General features: G+C 71.7%; 13 protein-coding genes. 11 read left to right on the forward strand and 2 right to left on the reverse strand.

The window, feature by feature from the left end; genetic code table 11:
• Nucleotides 1-110: 110 nt before the first annotated feature.
• From ACLJQZ_RS33510 to ACLJQZ_RS33550, 9 genes are all read left to right on the forward strand, one after another.
• A complete protein-coding gene (locus ACLJQZ_RS33510; RefSeq protein ID WP_410623819.1) occupies nucleotides 111-1,259 on the forward strand; it encodes a serine hydrolase domain-containing protein in 1,149 nt (382 codons plus the stop codon).
• Nucleotides 1,260-2,107: 848 nt separating this feature from the next.
• Nucleotides 2,108-2,290 (forward strand): hypothetical protein, encoded by a 183-nt coding sequence (locus ACLJQZ_RS33515; protein ID WP_410623820.1) that lies wholly within the window; start codon nucleotides 2,108-2,110, stop codon nucleotides 2,288-2,290.
• 209 nt (nucleotides 2,291-2,499) lie between these two features.
• Nucleotides 2,500-4,992 carry a CHAT domain-containing protein gene (locus tag ACLJQZ_RS33520; protein WP_410623836.1) on the forward strand — a complete coding sequence of 831 codons (2,493 nt, stop codon included), beginning with the start codon at nucleotides 2,500-2,502 and terminating at the stop codon, nucleotides 4,990-4,992.
• A gap of 128 nt (nucleotides 4,993-5,120) precedes the next feature.
• Nucleotides 5,121-5,804, forward strand: coding sequence for a GNAT family N-acetyltransferase (locus ACLJQZ_RS33525; protein WP_410623821.1), 684 nt, complete (start codon nucleotides 5,121-5,123; stop codon nucleotides 5,802-5,804).
• Nucleotides 5,805-5,891: 87 nt separating this feature from the next.
• Nucleotides 5,892-6,488, forward strand: a complete 597-nt coding sequence (locus ACLJQZ_RS33530) for a hypothetical protein (protein ID WP_410623822.1) — start codon at nucleotides 5,892-5,894, stop codon at nucleotides 6,486-6,488.
• Nucleotides 6,489-6,696: 208 nt separating this feature from the next.
• On the forward strand, nucleotides 6,697-8,016 hold the full coding sequence (locus ACLJQZ_RS33535) for an MSMEG_0569 family flavin-dependent oxidoreductase (protein WP_410623823.1): 1,320 nt from the start codon (nucleotides 6,697-6,699) through the stop codon (nucleotides 8,014-8,016).
• A gap of 587 nt (nucleotides 8,017-8,603) precedes the next feature.
• Nucleotides 8,604-9,434, forward strand: a complete 831-nt coding sequence (locus ACLJQZ_RS33540) for a carbon-nitrogen hydrolase family protein (RefSeq protein ID WP_410623837.1) — start codon at nucleotides 8,604-8,606, stop codon at nucleotides 9,432-9,434.
• On the forward strand, nucleotides 9,435-10,265 hold the full coding sequence (locus tag ACLJQZ_RS33545) for a carbon-nitrogen hydrolase family protein (protein ID WP_410623824.1): 831 nt from the start codon (nucleotides 9,435-9,437) through the stop codon (nucleotides 10,263-10,265).
• A complete protein-coding gene (locus tag ACLJQZ_RS33550; RefSeq protein ID WP_410623825.1) occupies nucleotides 10,265-11,317 on the forward strand; it encodes an MSMEG_0565 family glycosyltransferase in 1,053 nt (350 codons plus the stop codon). Before ACLJQZ_RS33545 ends, ACLJQZ_RS33550 begins: the two co-directional genes overlap by 1 nt.
• Here ACLJQZ_RS33550 and ACLJQZ_RS33555 read toward each other — a convergent pair.
• Nucleotides 11,301-11,759, reverse strand: a complete 459-nt coding sequence (locus tag ACLJQZ_RS33555) for a hypothetical protein (RefSeq protein ID WP_410623826.1) — start codon at nucleotides 11,757-11,759, stop codon at nucleotides 11,301-11,303. The two genes, ACLJQZ_RS33550 and ACLJQZ_RS33555, sit on opposite strands and share 17 nt — an antisense overlap.
• 182 nt (nucleotides 11,760-11,941) lie before the next feature.
• On the opposite strand from ACLJQZ_RS33555, the gene ACLJQZ_RS33560 reads away from it, so the two are divergent.
• The gene (locus tag ACLJQZ_RS33560; protein WP_326943990.1) at nucleotides 11,942-13,132 is read left to right on the forward strand and encodes a PP2C family protein-serine/threonine phosphatase; all 1,191 of its coding nucleotides are present in this window, start codon (nucleotides 11,942-11,944) and stop codon (nucleotides 13,130-13,132) included.
• Nucleotides 13,129-14,670, forward strand: coding sequence for a sensor histidine kinase (locus ACLJQZ_RS33565; protein ID WP_410623827.1), 1,542 nt, complete (start codon nucleotides 13,129-13,131; stop codon nucleotides 14,668-14,670). Before ACLJQZ_RS33560 ends, ACLJQZ_RS33565 begins: the two co-directional genes overlap by 4 nt.
• A 29-nt stretch (nucleotides 14,671-14,699) precedes the next feature.
• On the opposite strand, the gene ACLJQZ_RS33570 is transcribed toward ACLJQZ_RS33565, so the two are convergent.
• The coding region (locus ACLJQZ_RS33570; RefSeq protein ID WP_410623828.1) for a transposase at nucleotides 14,700-15,269 on the reverse strand (570 nt) is incomplete at its 5' end.

Genomic DNA, 15,269 nt, shown 5'->3' on the forward strand with positions numbered 1-15,269 from the left:
GTTCCCGCATGGCGGGACTATCACTTTCGCGCGTCGTGCTACCCGGAATACCCCGGCGAGGCCCCGCCTTGCACTGTGGCGCAGGCGTAGTGATCACTGAGGGAGCCGCCATGTCGTCCGAGCACATCCAGGGAACCGTCGCCGACGGGTACGAGTCCGTCCGCGAGGAATTCGCCGCCGTCGCGACCGCGGAAGGCGGGGACTACGCCGCCCAGCTCGTCGCGCACGTCGCCGGTGAACGCGTCGTCGACCTCTGGACCGGCCCGGAGATCACGGCCGACTCGCTGACCGGCGTTTTCTCCTCCACCAAGGGCGCCGCGCACCTGGTGGTCGCGCTGCTGGTGCAGGACGCCGTGCTGGACCTCGACGAGCGCGTCAGCCACTACTGGCCGGAGTTCGGCGCCGCGGGCAAGGCCGCGATCACGCTGCGGGACCTCCTGGCGCACCGCGCCGGCGTCGTCGGCGCGGACCACGGGTTCACCGCCGAGGAGATCGCCGACGACCGGATCATCGCCGAGCGTCTCGCGCCGCAGAAGCCGTACTGGCGCCCGGGGACGGCGTTCGGCTACCACGCACTGGTGATCGGCGCCCTGACCGGCGAGGTCGTCCGGCGGGTGACCGGCCGCAGCATCCAGGAGCACTACGAGGAGCGCGTGCGCAAGCTGTACGACCTGGACTTCTACCTGGGGCTGCCCGAGGACCTGGAGCCGCGTTTCCTGACCACGCAGCCGATGCTGCCGACCCCGGAGCAGCTGGCCGCACTCGAGGCGAACGCGACGGGGCCGGACAGCATCACGGCGATCGCGTTCAACCGCAACCACCCGGAGGCCCCCGAGCTCTGGGACCTCCCGAACCTCAAGCAGGTTCGCCGACTGAGCCCGGCCTCGGTAGGCGGCGTGGCATCGGCACGAGGTCTGGCGGGAATGTACGCGGCGGCAATCAGTGGCCCCGAGCCCCTCCTGACCCCGGAAACGGCGGCGGACGTAGCCCAGATCCACTCGATCGGCGAGGACCTGTCGACGCGCAGCCCCAACGCTTTCGGCTTGGGCTTCTCGGTCGTCTCGTACGACTACCCGGTCCTGGGCCAGGGCGCATTCGGCCACAGCGGAGCGGCGGGCTCCCAGGCATTCGCAGACCCCCGATCAGGCTTGGCGTACGGCTACAACCGCCGCAGGTTCGCCTTCCCGGGCGGCGCGGCCCCGGAGAACACCCGCCTGGTCCAAGCGATTCACACGGCGGTGATAGCAAAGCGCGCCTGACCCGCAGACGCCCCCGACGCTCCCGGCCGCCCGATCCGGACCACCAAGGCCCAGACTCCGAAGCATGGCCGGGAGCACCGGATCGCCTGGCAACAAAGAAGTCCCCGCTACGCCCACCGACGGCTGCGGGGTATGCCCAATCGAGCCCCGCAGGCGTCCGCAGCCGACCATCCCGGTGGTCCTGCGATCGGCAAAGACCCCCTCGCCATGACGGCAGACGGCCCGCGCGCCGAGCCTGAACGTCAGCGGCTGAGTAGGTTCACTCGCGTGCAGCGCCACGAATGGCGGTGTCATGCCCACATAACTCGCGACCTGGCCGCGCCGGGCAGACCACCGCGGCCGCCGCGGAGGTCCGCAAGTATCGCGCCCGAGCCGCAGCCCGCGGCTCGCCGTGCGCGCCCACCCTTCCCTCGCCACCGTCACCCACCACCGTCACCCACCACCATCGCCTGCCGCGCCTGCCGCGCCTACCCGCAGTCAGCGCGCACCGAGGCAGCGACCGAGCGCCGCCAACCAACCGACGCACTAGACCACCTGAGCGCACGCTCAGTCACACTCCGTGACAGGTGGCACGCGTCGACCCGCATGGCCCCGACTGCCCTAGTCCGCCCGATGGCGATGCACGCCCTGGTCAAAGCCGTTACAGGGTTCACTCGTTAGGACGGTTTGGCGAGCGCGTCTGCCCAGTTCACGCCGATTGGACTGACTTTCCGTAGCGAAAGACCTCCCGATCACTGCTCCGTTGTGCAACTATTGGTCCGTTCGCGGGGAAGAGGGCCCCGCGGCGAGGGACTCACCGTCACCGGTCAGCGTCCCTATGAAGATCCCCAGGGGAGAGGAGATCGACCATGTCGACGCCCACGGACACCAAGCCCGAAGAAACCCCGGAGCCGGTCGAAAAGGCCGGCCCGGTGGTCCCGCACCCGGAGGCCGACGAGCACGGCTGGGTGCACCTCGGTCACGACCTTCCGAAGGACGGACCGGTCATGACGCCGAACTGCGGGTCGCCCTGCTACCAGGTCGCGCGCTGAGCTTCACCGAGCTGTAACCGCCCGCCTGCCGATCTTCGACCGGTAGGCGGGCTTCATTCTGTTACCAGCTGTGCTGTCATAGGAGAGTGCCTGTGACAAACCTGGACCCGTCCGACGTCATCGAGAGGGTCCGCACCCTTCAGAAGGCCGCCACTGACGCGTCTTGCGTGGGTCGCTACCGCGAGGGTGTCAGGTTGTTGCGTCGGGGAATGGGCATGCTCGACTCCATCTACCCGGTGCACGACGAGCACCACACCGACTGGCTGGTGACCCGGATCCGGCTGGCCAGCACCTTGGCGGCGATGTCGACCGAGATCACCGGGGACGTGCCGGCGGGGCTGGCCGGACTGGACGATGTTCGGCTGCTCGTCAGTACCGTGTCGGACTTGGTGCTTCGAGCCGAGCTCAACGGCTCCCTCAACCACAACTACGCCGTGAAGCTCATGACCGTCGGGCGCTACGAAGAGAGCATCAAGTACTTCGACCAGTCGATCGAGCACCACGAGTACCGGTTGGAGATGGGCCCGAACCCCGAGGCCCGGATGGGCGCGTTCGTCCAGACGCTCTCCACGCGTGGCTGGTCGCACACGAAGCTGGGCAACGTCGGGCAAGCCCGCGCGGACCTGACCCGGTCGATCGAGCTGGCCGAGAAGTACGAGCTCGGCACGGTCGCCGCGGACGTCCGGCGGACTCTAGGGGGATTGGCCCAGCGCACCGGGGACGTTCCCGAAGCCCTGCGGCTGTACGAGGAGAGTGAACGCACCTACCGAGGCCTGGGTCGAGAGATCCCGGCTCTCTTGCAGCTCGAACAGGCGGAAGCGCTCTTGTCCGCCGGTCTGGCCGAAGAGGCCTCCGGGCACCTCGACGAAGTCCTCGAGCTGATGCGGAGTGAGCAGGTGATCACTCGCGAGCTGGCGTTCGCGGAGATCCACCGGGCGTCGGCAGCTCTGCTCAACGACGAACTCGAACTCGCCCGGCAGATGGCGGCTTCGGCGCGGCGTGGCATGCAGCGTGCGGGTTGCCGGACGTGCACGGCCAACGCGACGATCGTCGGGCTGCACGCGGACACGCGCCAAGCGTTGCGCGAGGACACCGTCCCTTCGGCGTTGCCCACGCGGGCGATCAACACCGCCGAGAAGATGTCGCAGCCGCAGCTGGTCGACCAGGCCGCTACCGCTCGCATGCTGGCCGTCCGGTTGGACATCCGGCGGGGGAACCTCAAGCGGGCCGCTGAGACGCTGCAGAAAGTGCCGCGGCCCGGGCAGCTGACTCCCATCGACTACCGGATGCTTCGACGGCTCTGCCGGGCCGAGCTGGCCGTTGCTCAGGGGAGCCGGGCCAAGGCGCTCACCGAGATCCGGTCCGGGCTGACCGAGCTCGACGCCGTCCGGGATCGGATGGGTGGGCTGGACCTCGTGTCCGGGACCGCGTTGCACGGTCAAGAGCTCGCCGACCTCGCCGTGAAGCTGGTGCTGGAGCGCAATGACGCCCGGCGGCTCTTCGTCTGGCTGGAGCGGACCCGCGCGCAGACCTACCGCTACGAACCGCTCTCCGCCGGGACCGATCCCGAGCTGGCCGCGCGGGTGGCCGAGGTGCGGGGTCTCGGGCAGGCCATCCAGGAGGCCCAGCACGACGGGCACCCGATCGCGGGCCTGCGCGCCAAGTACAACGAACGCCTGCGGGAAGCCCAGCGGCTCGGCTGGCACACCGGACGCTGGGGCCGGCCGCGGCCGGTGGCCGGGTTGGGCGAAGTCGTCGGGCAGCTCGGCGAGCGGGCCTTGGTCAGCTTCGCCGCCTCCGGGGACGAGCTGGTCGCGGTGGTCGTCGCCGGGGGTGAGTGCCGGCTGGTGCGGCTCGGGTCGGCCGGGGACGCCGCCGAGTCCGCGCGCGTGCTGAACGTCGACCTCGACGCGCTCGCGCCGGACAACCTGCCCGAACGGCTGGCCGAGGTCGTCATGGTGTCGGCGCGCAAGCAGGCCGACAAGCTCGACGCGCAGTTGATCCAGCCCCTGGAGAAGCTGTTCGGCGACCGTGATCTCGTCATCGTTCCCACCGGGCCGCTGTACGCCGTGCCGTGGGGTGTCCTGCCGGGGCTGCGGGGCCGGCCGACCGTCGTCGCGCCGTCCGCGACCGCGTGGCTCGCCGCCGAGCGGACGAAGCTGTCGCGGGCCCGCAAGATCGTGCTCGTCCGCGGGCCGGGGCTGGCCGGCGCGCGCGGTGAGCTCGAGAAGCTGACCACGCACTACCGCACCGCGACGACGATGACCGGCGCCAAGGCGACCGTGAAGTCCGTGCTGCGCGCGATGGATGGCGCCAAGCTGGCCCACTTCGCCGCCCACGGCGCGCACGAGCCGGAGAACGCGCTCTTCTCGCGCCTCGAGCTCGCCGACGGCGCTCTGTTCGGGCACGAGATGGCCGGGTTGCGGCAGCCGCCGCGACAGGTCGTGTTCGCCGCGTGCGAGCTCGCGCTCAACCGGATCCGGCCGGGCGACGAGGCCCTCGGGTTCGCCAGCGCCCTGCTGGCGAGCGGCTCGCGGACGGTGATCGCACCCCTGTCCCGAGTCGGCGACCTCGCCTCGGCCGCCGCGATGGACGACTACTACCGGGCCCTCGCGGTCCGCGACAGTCCCGCGCTGGCCCTGGCCGACGCGATCGCCGTCGACCCGTTCCGCCGCCCCTTCGTCTGCCTCGGCGCCGGCTGACGGCCGGCTGGCTCGACACAGTCAGGCGGATCTGTTCTGTCTGCTTCGGCGCCGGTCGGCAGTGGCCCGGCCCGACACCCTCGAATTGGCTCTGTGGGCCGGGCCAATCCCGTCTTAGGCTGCCCGGCATGACCAAGCGTCTGCAGCAGGCCTGCGACAACGCCGTCGCGATGTGGACCGTCCTCGGCCGGGCTCGTGGCCACGACGTCCGGGAGCACGAGGGCTTCGTGGTGATCGACGGCCCGGCCGCTGTGCGGATCATGCTGACCACCCCGGACCCCCTGGAAGACCCGGCGTCGGCCGCGAAGACGTACCAGGACGGCGGCCGTGCCCTGGTCGTCGAGGATCCCTTCGGCACGCTCGACCTCACGGCCATCGGGATGACCGCGCACCAGCTGCCGGTGATGGTGCGCGAACCGGCGCCCGCGCCCGAGCCCGCCGGTGTCCACCGCGTCGCGACCGGCGGCGATCTGGTCCGGGCCGGGCGCATCGTCGTGGACGGCTTCCCGCTGGAGCACTACCGGGCCGACGACGTCTTCCCGCCGTCGCTGCTGGAGCAGGACGGCCCGGCCTTCTTCACCCTCGGCGACGCGGGTGCCTGCCTGACCATGGCCCACGGCGGCGTCGGCGGCGCGTACTGGGTGACGACGATGCCGGAGCACCGCTCGAAGGGCATCGGGCGGACGCTGATGCACGCCGTGCTGCGGCAGTTCGACGGCCTGCCCGTGACGCTGACCGCGGCTCGGGCGGGCAAGCCGCTTTACGACTCCCTGGGCTTCACCAGCGTCGGTGACGCGCACTGGTGGAGCTGACGGCACACGGTGGACTCCACCCTGTAGTCGCCCAGTAGGGTGACCCCCGTACGCGGCCAGGTGACGCCGGCAGGTGGAGGTCCTTCGATGGCACGCACGGGCGGTGAGGGCGAACTCCCCTCGGTCGCCGAACTGGTGAACCTCTCGCAGACGAAGCCGCTGATGATCCGCGGTGAACTCGACGCGAAGCTCGCCGAGGAGCTTGCCGCCGAACCCGAAGAGCCCAGACCCGACCCGCTGGCGATCCTCGACGCCGAATTGGCGGCCGAAGACGTCGCTGACGACCGCCCGCTCGACGCCCCGCCGGACGACCGGCCGCGGCGTACGCAGCCGTTCGTCATCGGGGCGGTCGCGGCCGTCGCGCTCGGGCTGGCCGCCGTGGTGCTGTTCCAGCCGCACGAGGTCGGCGGGACGGCCGTGCCGCCGCCGGGGGCCGCCGCGCCACCGCCGCCAGCGACCTCGAGCGAGGCCGTCGCGACGTTCAGCGCCTCGGCCGAACCGCCGCCGCTCACCGCCGGGCTGCAGGACACCCCCGTCAAGACGACGAGCCGGCCCGTCGCGGGGCGCAAGCCCGCGAACCCCGTGGCGACGTCGTCGACGCCGCCGCCCGAGGACCAGTGGCGCGACATGGTGAGCTCGGCGATCAGCTCGTGGCAGCACGGGCACGGCCGCCCCGGCCGCTGATCCGCGCCGCGGTCGTCGGCTCGTCGGAGCCTCGCGGTGCCGCCGTCCGAAGGCCGGCCGGCCACCACGATTCCCTGCGCCGCAACGCATCGCGGCCGCCTGACTGTTAACCGGGCGCCTGGCGAAGCGTTACTCAACGGCGTTCTGGTAACGCGCCGATGTTCCGGATGAAACCGTCCGGAAATGGTTCGCCGTTGCACTGATCGGCATGAACTTCGAGCTCGACGGCCTGCACCGGCCGGTGATCGTGGTCGGCGGCGGCCAGGCGGGACTGTCCATGTCCCACTGCCTGACCTCCGCCGGAGTCGGGCACCTCGTGCTCGAACGCGAGCGCGCGGGGCACGAATGGCGGACCCGCCGCTGGGACAGTTTCTGCCTGGTCACGCCGAATTGGCAGTGCCGGCTCCCCGGTTTCCCCTACCCGGGTGATGACCCGGACGGTTTCATGGTCCGGGAGGAGATCGTCACCTACCTCGAGTCGTACGTGAAAGCCTTCGACGTCCCGCTGCGCGAGGGCGTCGAAGCGAAGCGGCTGCGGCAGCTGCCCGGCGGCGGGTTCCGGCTGACGACGTCGGCCGGCGAGCTGACCGCCGACCACGTCGTGCTGGCCACCGGCCCGTACCAGGTGCCGCTGAAGCCGCGGCTGGCCGAACGGCTGCCGGAGCACGTCGTCCAGCTGCACTCGGCCGAGTACCGCAACCCGGACCAGCTGCCCGACGGCGACGTCCTGGTCGTCGGCACCGGGCAGTCCGGCTGCCAGATCGCCGAGGACCTGCACCTCGCCGGACGCCGCGTGCACCTCGCCGTCGGGTCCGCGCCGCGGGTCGCCCGGCGTTACCGTGGCCGGGACGTCGTGGCCTGGCTCGACGAAATGGGTTACTACGCCCGGGGAATCGACGAGTTCGCCGACGCGGACGCCGTGCGGTTCCGCGCCAACCACTACGTCACCGGACGCGACGGCGGCCACGACATCGACCTGCGCGCGTTCGCCGTCCAGGGCATGCGGCTCTACGGGCGGCTCGGCAGCGTCCGAAGTGGACAGTTGACGTTCGCCGACGACCTGCGCCGCAACCTCGACGCGGCGGACGCCGTCTCCGAGGGCATCAAGGACTCCATCGACGCCTACATCGCGAAACGCGGGGTGGCTGCGCCGAGAGAGGACCGCTACAAGCCGGTCTGGGAGCCACGAGGCAGCCGGAAAACCCTCGACGCGGAAGCGCTTTCCGCCGTCGTCTGGAGCACCGGATTCGGCCGCGACCACCGCTGGATCGACGTCCCGGTCTTCGACGGCAAGGGCTACCCGACGCACCACCGTGGCGTGACCAGCTGCCCCGGCCTGTACTTCCTCGGCCTGCCCTGGCAGCACACCTGGGGCTCCGGGCGGTTCTGTGGTGTCGCCGCCGACGCGGAATACCTCGCGAGGCGGATCACCGGAGGCGGCCGCGGCGACGTCCGCTGGCTGTCGGGCACGCCGGTCAGCACCTACCCGGCCGACGACGACTGGGTCGCGCCGAGGACGGTCGCATGAAGCGCTGGACGAACGACGCCCACCGCCACCTGGGCGTGCTCCCGGCGTTCCCGTTCTACGGCGGGCCGCCGGTCGCCCCGGCGATCGGCAGCCGCGCGACGATCGGCGAGCTGCTGTCCGATCTGGACCGGGAGGGCACCGAACGCGCGCTGGTGATCCCGAACTACGGCGTGCCGGACCCGGCGATCGCGTTCTCCTTCAACGAGCTCTGCGTCGAGGCGGCAGGCAAGGACGACCGGATCAGCGCCGCGTTGTGGGTGTCGCCGCGAGCCGAAGACGCCGTCCGGACCGACGACGCGTTGAGGCTGGCGGGCGAGGACGGCGTGCGAGCGCTGAAGCTCAGCTTCCTGCTGGGCGGCAAGGCATCCGACCCCACGTGCAAGCCGCAGCTCGACAAGATCTTCGCCACCGCAAGGGAACACGACCTCGTCGTGCACGTCCACACGTCGCCGGGCGCGGCGTCGGACATCGACGAGGTCGGCAAGCTCGTCGACGCCTACGCCGGCGACGTCAAGCTGCACCTCGTCCACTTCGGCGGCGGGATGAGCGGGCACATCAAGCTCGTCGGCGGCCGCTTCTTCGACTGCATGACGATACTCAGGATGGCCGCGGTCGCCGCGCCGTTCGACCGCGATCTCGAGGGTGACTTCGCGCGCATCGAGAAGCTGATCGGCGAGGCGAAGGCCGAGGGCGTGCGGCTGCTGGCGCTGCCGGAAGCGGCCCTCGGCGGCTATCTCGCCAATCTCGACGGCGGCGCCGAAGGGCCGCCCGCGCTGGCCGTCGACGGCCCGGAGGTGAAGCGGCTGGCCGCGCTGGCCGGCGACCTCGTCGTCACGGCGGGGTACTGCGAACTCGCCGGCGGCCGCCGTTACAACTCCGCGGTCTGCGTGACCGGCGACGGCGTCCTCGGGAACCACCGCAAGGTCCACCAGCCGCTGGCCGAAAACGCCAGCTACGGCGCCGGCCGCGGGTTCGCCGCGTTCGACACGCCGGTCGGGCGCCTGGGCATGATGATCTGTTACGACAAGGCTTTCCCCGAATCCGCGCGGGCGCTCGCGCTGGACGGCGCCGAGGTCGTCGTCTGCATGAGCGCCTGGCCCGGCAGCCGGACCAACGCGGCCGCCGACCTCGCGCAGGACCGCTGGAAACGGCGGTTCGACCTCTTCGACCGGGCCCGTGCGCTGGAGAACCAGATCGTCTGGGTTTCGGCCAACCAGTCCGGCACCTTCGGCGACCTGCGGTTCGTGGCCGGGGCGAAGATCGTCGACCCGGGCGGCGAGATCGTCGCCGACACCGGCGTCGCCGAAGGGATGGCGATCGCCGAGATCGACGTCCAGGCCGCGCTCGCCACGGCGCGCCGGTCGATGGGGCACCTGGCGGACAGACGGCCGGACGCCTACCCCGTTAGTGTCCCGTGAATGGGGCAGATCCGGATCGCCGCCGTCGCCGCGCACTTCGGCCGCGACCTCGACTTCGACCTGCAGCGCATCGCGACGCTGATCGACCACGCGCGCTCGGCCGGCGCCGCGCTGCTGGTGCTGCCGGACGCGGCCCTCGGCGGTTACCTCGCCGACCTCCGCCATCCGGACCCGGAGGCGCTCCCGCCGGCCCTCGACCCCGACTGTCCGGAGCTGAAGACGATCCAGTCGCTGGCGGCGGAGATGGTGGTGTGCGTCGGTTACTGCGAGGCGGACGGGCCGCGGCGCTACAACTCCGCGGTGTGCGTCACGGGTGACGGCGTGCTCGGCCGGCACCGCAAGGTCCACCAGCCGCCGGGGGAGAGCATCGCGTACGAACCGGGCGCCGAGTTCGCCGCGTTCGACACGCCGGTCGGGCGGCTCGGCATGCTGATCGACTACGACAAGACGTTCCCCGAGTCGGCCCGCTCGCTGGCGGTCGACGGCGCGGACATCGTCGCCTGCCTGAGCGCGTGGCCGACCAGCATCACCAACCGCGCGGCGAGGATGGCGCAGGACCGGCAGTCGCGGCTGTTCGACCTCTACGACCAGGCGCGGGCCGCGGAGAACCAGGTCGTGCTCGTGTCGTCCAACCAGACCGGCGCGATGGGCGGCATGCGGTTCCTCGGCCAGGCCAAGGTCGTCGGCCCGGGTGGCGAGATCCTCGCGCGGACCTGGTCCAAAGCCGGCATCGCGGTCGCCGAACTCGACGTCGAACAAGAACTCGCGAACGCCCGCCGCGTGCTGCACCACCTGGGGGAACGGAAACCCGAGGTCTACCGGGAGGCCTGATGCGCATCGCCCTGCTGAGCTACTCGACCAAACCCCGCGGCGGTGTCGTGCACACCCTCGCGCTGGCCGAGGCCCTCGCGGCGCTCGGCGAGGACGCCACGGTGTGGACGCTCGGCCGCGGCGGCGACGCGGGGTTCTTCCGGCCGGTGGACCCCGCTGTCCGATTGTCGATCGTGCCCTTCCCGGACGTCCCCGGCGAGAGCGTCGGCGCGCGGATCCTGCGCTCGATCGCGGTGCTGCGCGCGGCGTTCACCCCGGACGCGTACGACGTCGTGCACGCGCAGGACTGCATCAGCGCGAACGCCGCCGACGCTTGCGTCCGGACGATCCACCACCTCGACACCTTCACCACGCCGGAGCTGGCGGCCTGCCACGAACGCGCGATCGTCCGGCCGTACGCGCACGTCTGCGTGTCCGGGTCCGTGGCCGCCGAGGTGCGCGACGGCTGGGGCATCGAGGCGACCGTGATCCCCAACGGCGTCGACTACGACCGGTTCGCCAAAGCTCGCCCGGATACCGGCCGAGGACGTTATGTCTTGGCGGTGGGCGGAATCGAGCCGCGCAAGGGCTCGCTGGACCTGCTGGAGGCGTACGCGCTGCTGGCCGAACCGGACGTCCGCCTGGTCATCGCGGGCGGCGAGACGCTCTTCGACTACCGCGACTACCGCACCCGCTGGGAGAAACGCGCCGCCGAACTGGGTGTCGAGCCGGAGGTGCTGGGCCCGGTCGCGCACGACGAGCTGCCGTCGCTGATGGCGTCCGCCGCGGTGTTCGCCTTCCCGTCGACCAAGGAAGGCTTCGGGCTGGCCGCGATGGAGGCGCTGGCCGCCGGGGTGCCGGTGGTGACGCGGGACCTGCCCGTGCTGCGCGAAGTCTTCGGCGAGGTGGCCCGCTTCGCCGTCGACCCGCCCGGCTTCGCCCGGGAGCTGCGGGCCGCGATGGCGGGGGTCGATCCGGCGCCGGGCCGCGCACTGGCGCAGCGGTACACGTGGCCGGCGGCCGCGGAAGCGCACCGGACGTTCTACCGCTCCCTGCTCAGCGGCGGCGCTTGAAGTACGGCGCGGCGTCCGCGCGGAACATCAGCGTGAACCCCGCCATCGACAGGCCCAGCACGAGCAGGAACGCCAGGCCCCGCACCAGGTCGCCGGTATCGCGGGCGGACGCGGCGAAGAGCGCGAACAGCTGCAGCACGACGTCGAGGATGCCCAGCGCGCCGGCGATCGCGAGCACGACACGCGCCCACCCGGCACCGCGGAACACGCCGTACACCAGTGACGCCCACAGCCCGGCCGCGACCACGAACGCGAGCACCGCGACCGGCGTCGGCAACGTCGTCGCCAGCAACGCGTCGCGCTCCCCGGTCCCGCCGGCCCCGGCGCCCGGTGTGGCGTGCCCGCCCAGCAACCGGCCGAGCAGCGAACCGAGGAACCAGCACGCCGTCGCGCCCCACCACGCGAAGGCCGCGCGCCGGACCGGTACGGGCGGCTCGGGCATAACGGCAGCGTAGGCGCGGAAACCCAGGTAACGGGACCGCCGCGACCCGAACCGTTATGCACACAGCGGAACATCGGGGTGCTATAAATCGCTACCTCCGGCGGGGCCGTGTGGTCGTAGGCGGCCGCGGCCGGTGCCGCTAGGGTGATCGCCTGCAAGGTGCCGCTGAACGGGAGAATCCGGTGACCGCCGACTCATCGTGGGATCCCCGCACCCGCTTGCGCGTACTGCTGATCGAGGACGACGACGGCGACGCGCTGCTGGTCGACGAGATGCTCGCCGACACCTCCGTGCCGGTCGCGCTCGAACGCGTCGAGACCCTTTCCGCCGCCCTGGCCGCGCCGCTGACCGCCGACTGCGTCCTGCTCGACCTCCAGCTCCCCGACGCGATGGGGCTCGGCGGGCTCACCCGCCTCGCCCAGCACGCGCCCGGCGTCGCGGTCGTCGTGCTGACCGGCCAGCACGACCAGGCCACCGGCGTCGCCGCGGTCGCCGCCGGCGCGCAGGACTACCTCGTCAAGGACCAGGTCGACGGGCCGCTGCTGGTGAAGGCCCTGCGCTTCGCCCGCGAGCGCAAGCGCGCCGAGCAGGTCGAGCAGCAGTTCCTCCAGCAGCAGCTGCTCGCCCGCGAGAACGCGCGGCTCGAACGCGGCCTGCTGCCCAGCCCGCTGCTGCGCGACCCGCACCTCGAACTGGCCTCCCGCTACCGGCCCGGCCGCAACGGCTCCCTGCTCGGCGGCGACTTCTACGACGCCATCGAGCTCACCGACGGCAGTCTCAACATGATCATCGGCGACGTTTGCGGCCACGGCCCGGACGAGGCCGCGCTCGGCGTCGCGCTGCGGATCGCGTGGCGCTCGCTGGTGATGGCCGGCCTGCCGATGCCCGACGTGCTGAGCATGGTCGAGCGGGTCCTGGTGCACGAGCGGATCGAGCCGCTGTTCGCGACGGTCTGCATGGTCGTCGTCGCGCCGGACCGAAGATCCCTGCGCCTGTCGCTGGCGGGACACCTGCCGCCGCTGCTGCTCACCCCCGGCGACGGGCACCTGCTCTCCGGCGAACGCCTCGGCGTCCCGCTCGGCGTCGTCGAGGGCACGAAATGGGAGGCCCTCGACGTGCCGCTGGACCCCGGCTGGTCACTGCTGCTCTACACCGACGGCGTGTTCGAAGGCCGCGTCGGCGCCGGGTCCGAACGGCTCGGCCACGAGCGGATGGCCGAGCTGGTGCTCGACATCCGCCACCAGGACGGCCTCCACGGCCGCGCCCTCCTCGACGAACTGATCGCCCGCGCCGAACGCCTCAACTCCGGCCCGCTGGACGACGACGTCGCCCTCGCCCTGCTCAATCACATCCCCGGGGAGACCAGCCGATGAGCGGGACCGTGCGCGGCTGGCCGATCCGCCGCTGGCTGAGCCTGCTCGCCGTGACCGAGGCCGTGCTGTTGCTCGCGGCCCTGGCCGGCGGCGGAATCGCCTTGAACAACCTCACCGATGCCCGCAACCGCCTGCTCGACGTCATCGGCTCCCAGCGGCTCGCCGCCATCCAGCTGTCGACGGCCATGCTGAACCAGGAGACCGGCGTCCGCGGTTACCAGCTCGGCCGGCAGCCGGACTTCCTCGCGCCCTACACCGACGGCGTCCGCTCGCAGGCCGACGCCGTCACCCAGCTGCGGCAGCTCGGGGCCACGCCGGGCACGCAGATCGGTGACGACCTCGACCGCGTGCTGCGGGCCGCGTCGGCCTGGCAGGCGACGGTCACACCCACCATCACCGCGGCCGCGGCCGCGGTCACCCCGGCGCAGGCCGACCGCAGCCGGACCCAGTTCGACGCCGTGCGCGGCGCCCTCGACGCCCAGGCCGCCCACCTCACGACGCTGCGCGGCGAGGGCCGCGCCGACCTCGACAGCGCGGCGAACTTCCTGACCGCGATGCTCATCGCCGTCGCCGTGCTCATCCTGCTGCTGTTCGTCCTGCTGTTCCTCGGGCTGCGGCGCGTCATCACGCGGCCCATCCTGCGGCTGGCCGGCGAGGTCCGTCACGTCGCCGACCAGGACATCCACCGGCCGGTCCGCGGTGACGGGCCGATCGAGCTCGTCCAGCTCGGCAGCGACGTCGAGGCCATGCGGCAGCGGATCCTCGACGAGGTGGCCGAGCTGGAGCGGGCGCACGCGCTCCTGGACCGGCGGACGCACGAGCTGGAGCGGTCCAACGCCGACCTGGAGCAGTTCGCGTACGTCGCTTCGCACGACCTTCAGGAGCCGCTGCGGAAGGTGGCCAGCTTCTGCCAGCTGCTGCAACGGCGGTACGCGGGCCTGCTCGACGAGCGCGGCGAGCAGTACATCGAGTACGCCGTCGACGGCGCCAAGCGCATGCAGGGCCTGATCAACGACCTCCTGTCGTTCTCCCGCGTCGGCCGGAAGCCGGGGGAGCACGTCGTGGTCCCCGCGGGCGAGCTGGTCGACGGCGCGCTCGCGAACCTCGAAGTCGCCCTCTCGCTCAACCGCGGCAAGGTGACCTACGACGACCTGCCCGAGGTCCGCGTCGAGCCGGCGCTGCTGACGGCCGTCTTCCAGAACCTCATCGGCAACGCGCTGAAGTTCCACGGCGAGGTGCCGCCGGAGGTGCGCGTCACCGCGGACCGCGACGGCGACGACTGGGTGTTCGCGGTGCGGGACAACGGGATCGGCATCGAAGCCGAGTACGCCGACCGGGTCTTCGCACTGTTCCAGCGGCTGCACTCCCGCAGCGCCTACCCGGGCACGGGCATCGGGCTGGCCATGTGCCGCCGGATCGTCGAGTACCACGGTGGCCGGATCTGGCTCGACACCGAGGCCGGTGCCGAGGGTGCCACTTTCCGCTTCACCCTGCCCGCTCGGCTCGAGCGCGGCGCAGAGGAAAACGAGGACGCATGACACCCCTTGTGTCAACCTCTGGGTCAAAGTCAGGCCGCGAGTGGTTGTTTTGCCTGGTGCTGGGCGCCTCCGTGCAGGGTCGGGTCGTAGGGTGTGCTGTTCTGCCAGCAGCGCCAGATGACCCGCACCCAGGCGCGGGCGAGGATGCGGGTCGCGTGGGGGTGGTCCTTGCCCGAGGCGCGTGCGCGGTCGTAGATATCGGCGGCCCACGGGCTGGCGAAACGGCTGTTGCCGGCGAAGGTGGTGATGGCCAGACGCAGACGTTTGTTGCAGGCCCACCGGAAACTGACGCCGCGTTGCTTGCCCGAAGCTTTGGTGACCGGGGTGATCCCGGCCAGCGCGGCGATCGCGTCCGGGTGGGTGAACGCCGCGCGGGCATCACCCCATTCCGCCAGGATCTGGGCGGCATTGATCGTCCCGGCGCGGGGGAAGGACCGGAAGATCCCGCCGTCGGGGTGGGTGTCCATCTTCTCGGCGATCGACCGGTCCAGGGCCTTGATCGCACTGTTGAGTGTGCTCAGCACGCTGACCTGGGCCAGCACCGCGTCACCGACACCGGCGGTCAGGTCAGGGTCGCTGACCCCGGCCGGTGCGCTGCG

It is taken from the genome of Amycolatopsis sp. cmx-8-4 (genome assembly GCF_046548675.1).
Lineage (GTDB): Bacteria > Actinomycetota > Actinomycetes > Mycobacteriales > Pseudonocardiaceae > Amycolatopsis.

Bases quoted from the DNA above. Each gene is read 5' to 3' on its own strand.
- ACLJQZ_RS33510 (WP_410623819.1), top strand. From the start codon at position 111: ATGTCGTCCGAGCACATCCAGGGAACCGTCGCCGACGGGTACGAGTCC.
- ACLJQZ_RS33515 (WP_410623820.1), top strand. From the start codon at position 2,108: ATGTCGACGCCCACGGACACCAAGCCCGAAGAAACCCCGGAGCCGGTC.
- ACLJQZ_RS33520 (WP_410623836.1), top strand. From the start codon at position 2,500: ATGGGCATGCTCGACTCCATCTACCCGGTGCACGACGAGCACCACACC.
- ACLJQZ_RS33525 (WP_410623821.1), top strand. From the start codon at position 5,121: ATGACCAAGCGTCTGCAGCAGGCCTGCGACAACGCCGTCGCGATGTGG.
- ACLJQZ_RS33530 (WP_410623822.1), top strand. From the start codon at position 5,892: ATGGCACGCACGGGCGGTGAGGGCGAACTCCCCTCGGTCGCCGAACTG.
- ACLJQZ_RS33535 (WP_410623823.1), top strand. From the start codon at position 6,697: ATGAACTTCGAGCTCGACGGCCTGCACCGGCCGGTGATCGTGGTCGGC.
- ACLJQZ_RS33540 (WP_410623837.1), top strand. From the start codon at position 8,604: ATGACGATACTCAGGATGGCCGCGGTCGCCGCGCCGTTCGACCGCGAT.
- ACLJQZ_RS33545 (WP_410623824.1), top strand. From the start codon at position 9,435: ATGGGGCAGATCCGGATCGCCGCCGTCGCCGCGCACTTCGGCCGCGAC.
- ACLJQZ_RS33550 (WP_410623825.1), top strand. From the start codon at position 10,265: ATGCGCATCGCCCTGCTGAGCTACTCGACCAAACCCCGCGGCGGTGTC.
- ACLJQZ_RS33555 (WP_410623826.1), bottom strand. From the start codon at position 11,759: ATGCCCGAGCCGCCCGTACCGGTCCGGCGCGCGGCCTTCGCGTGGTGG.
- ACLJQZ_RS33565 (WP_410623827.1), top strand. From the start codon at position 13,129: ATGAGCGGGACCGTGCGCGGCTGGCCGATCCGCCGCTGGCTGAGCCTG.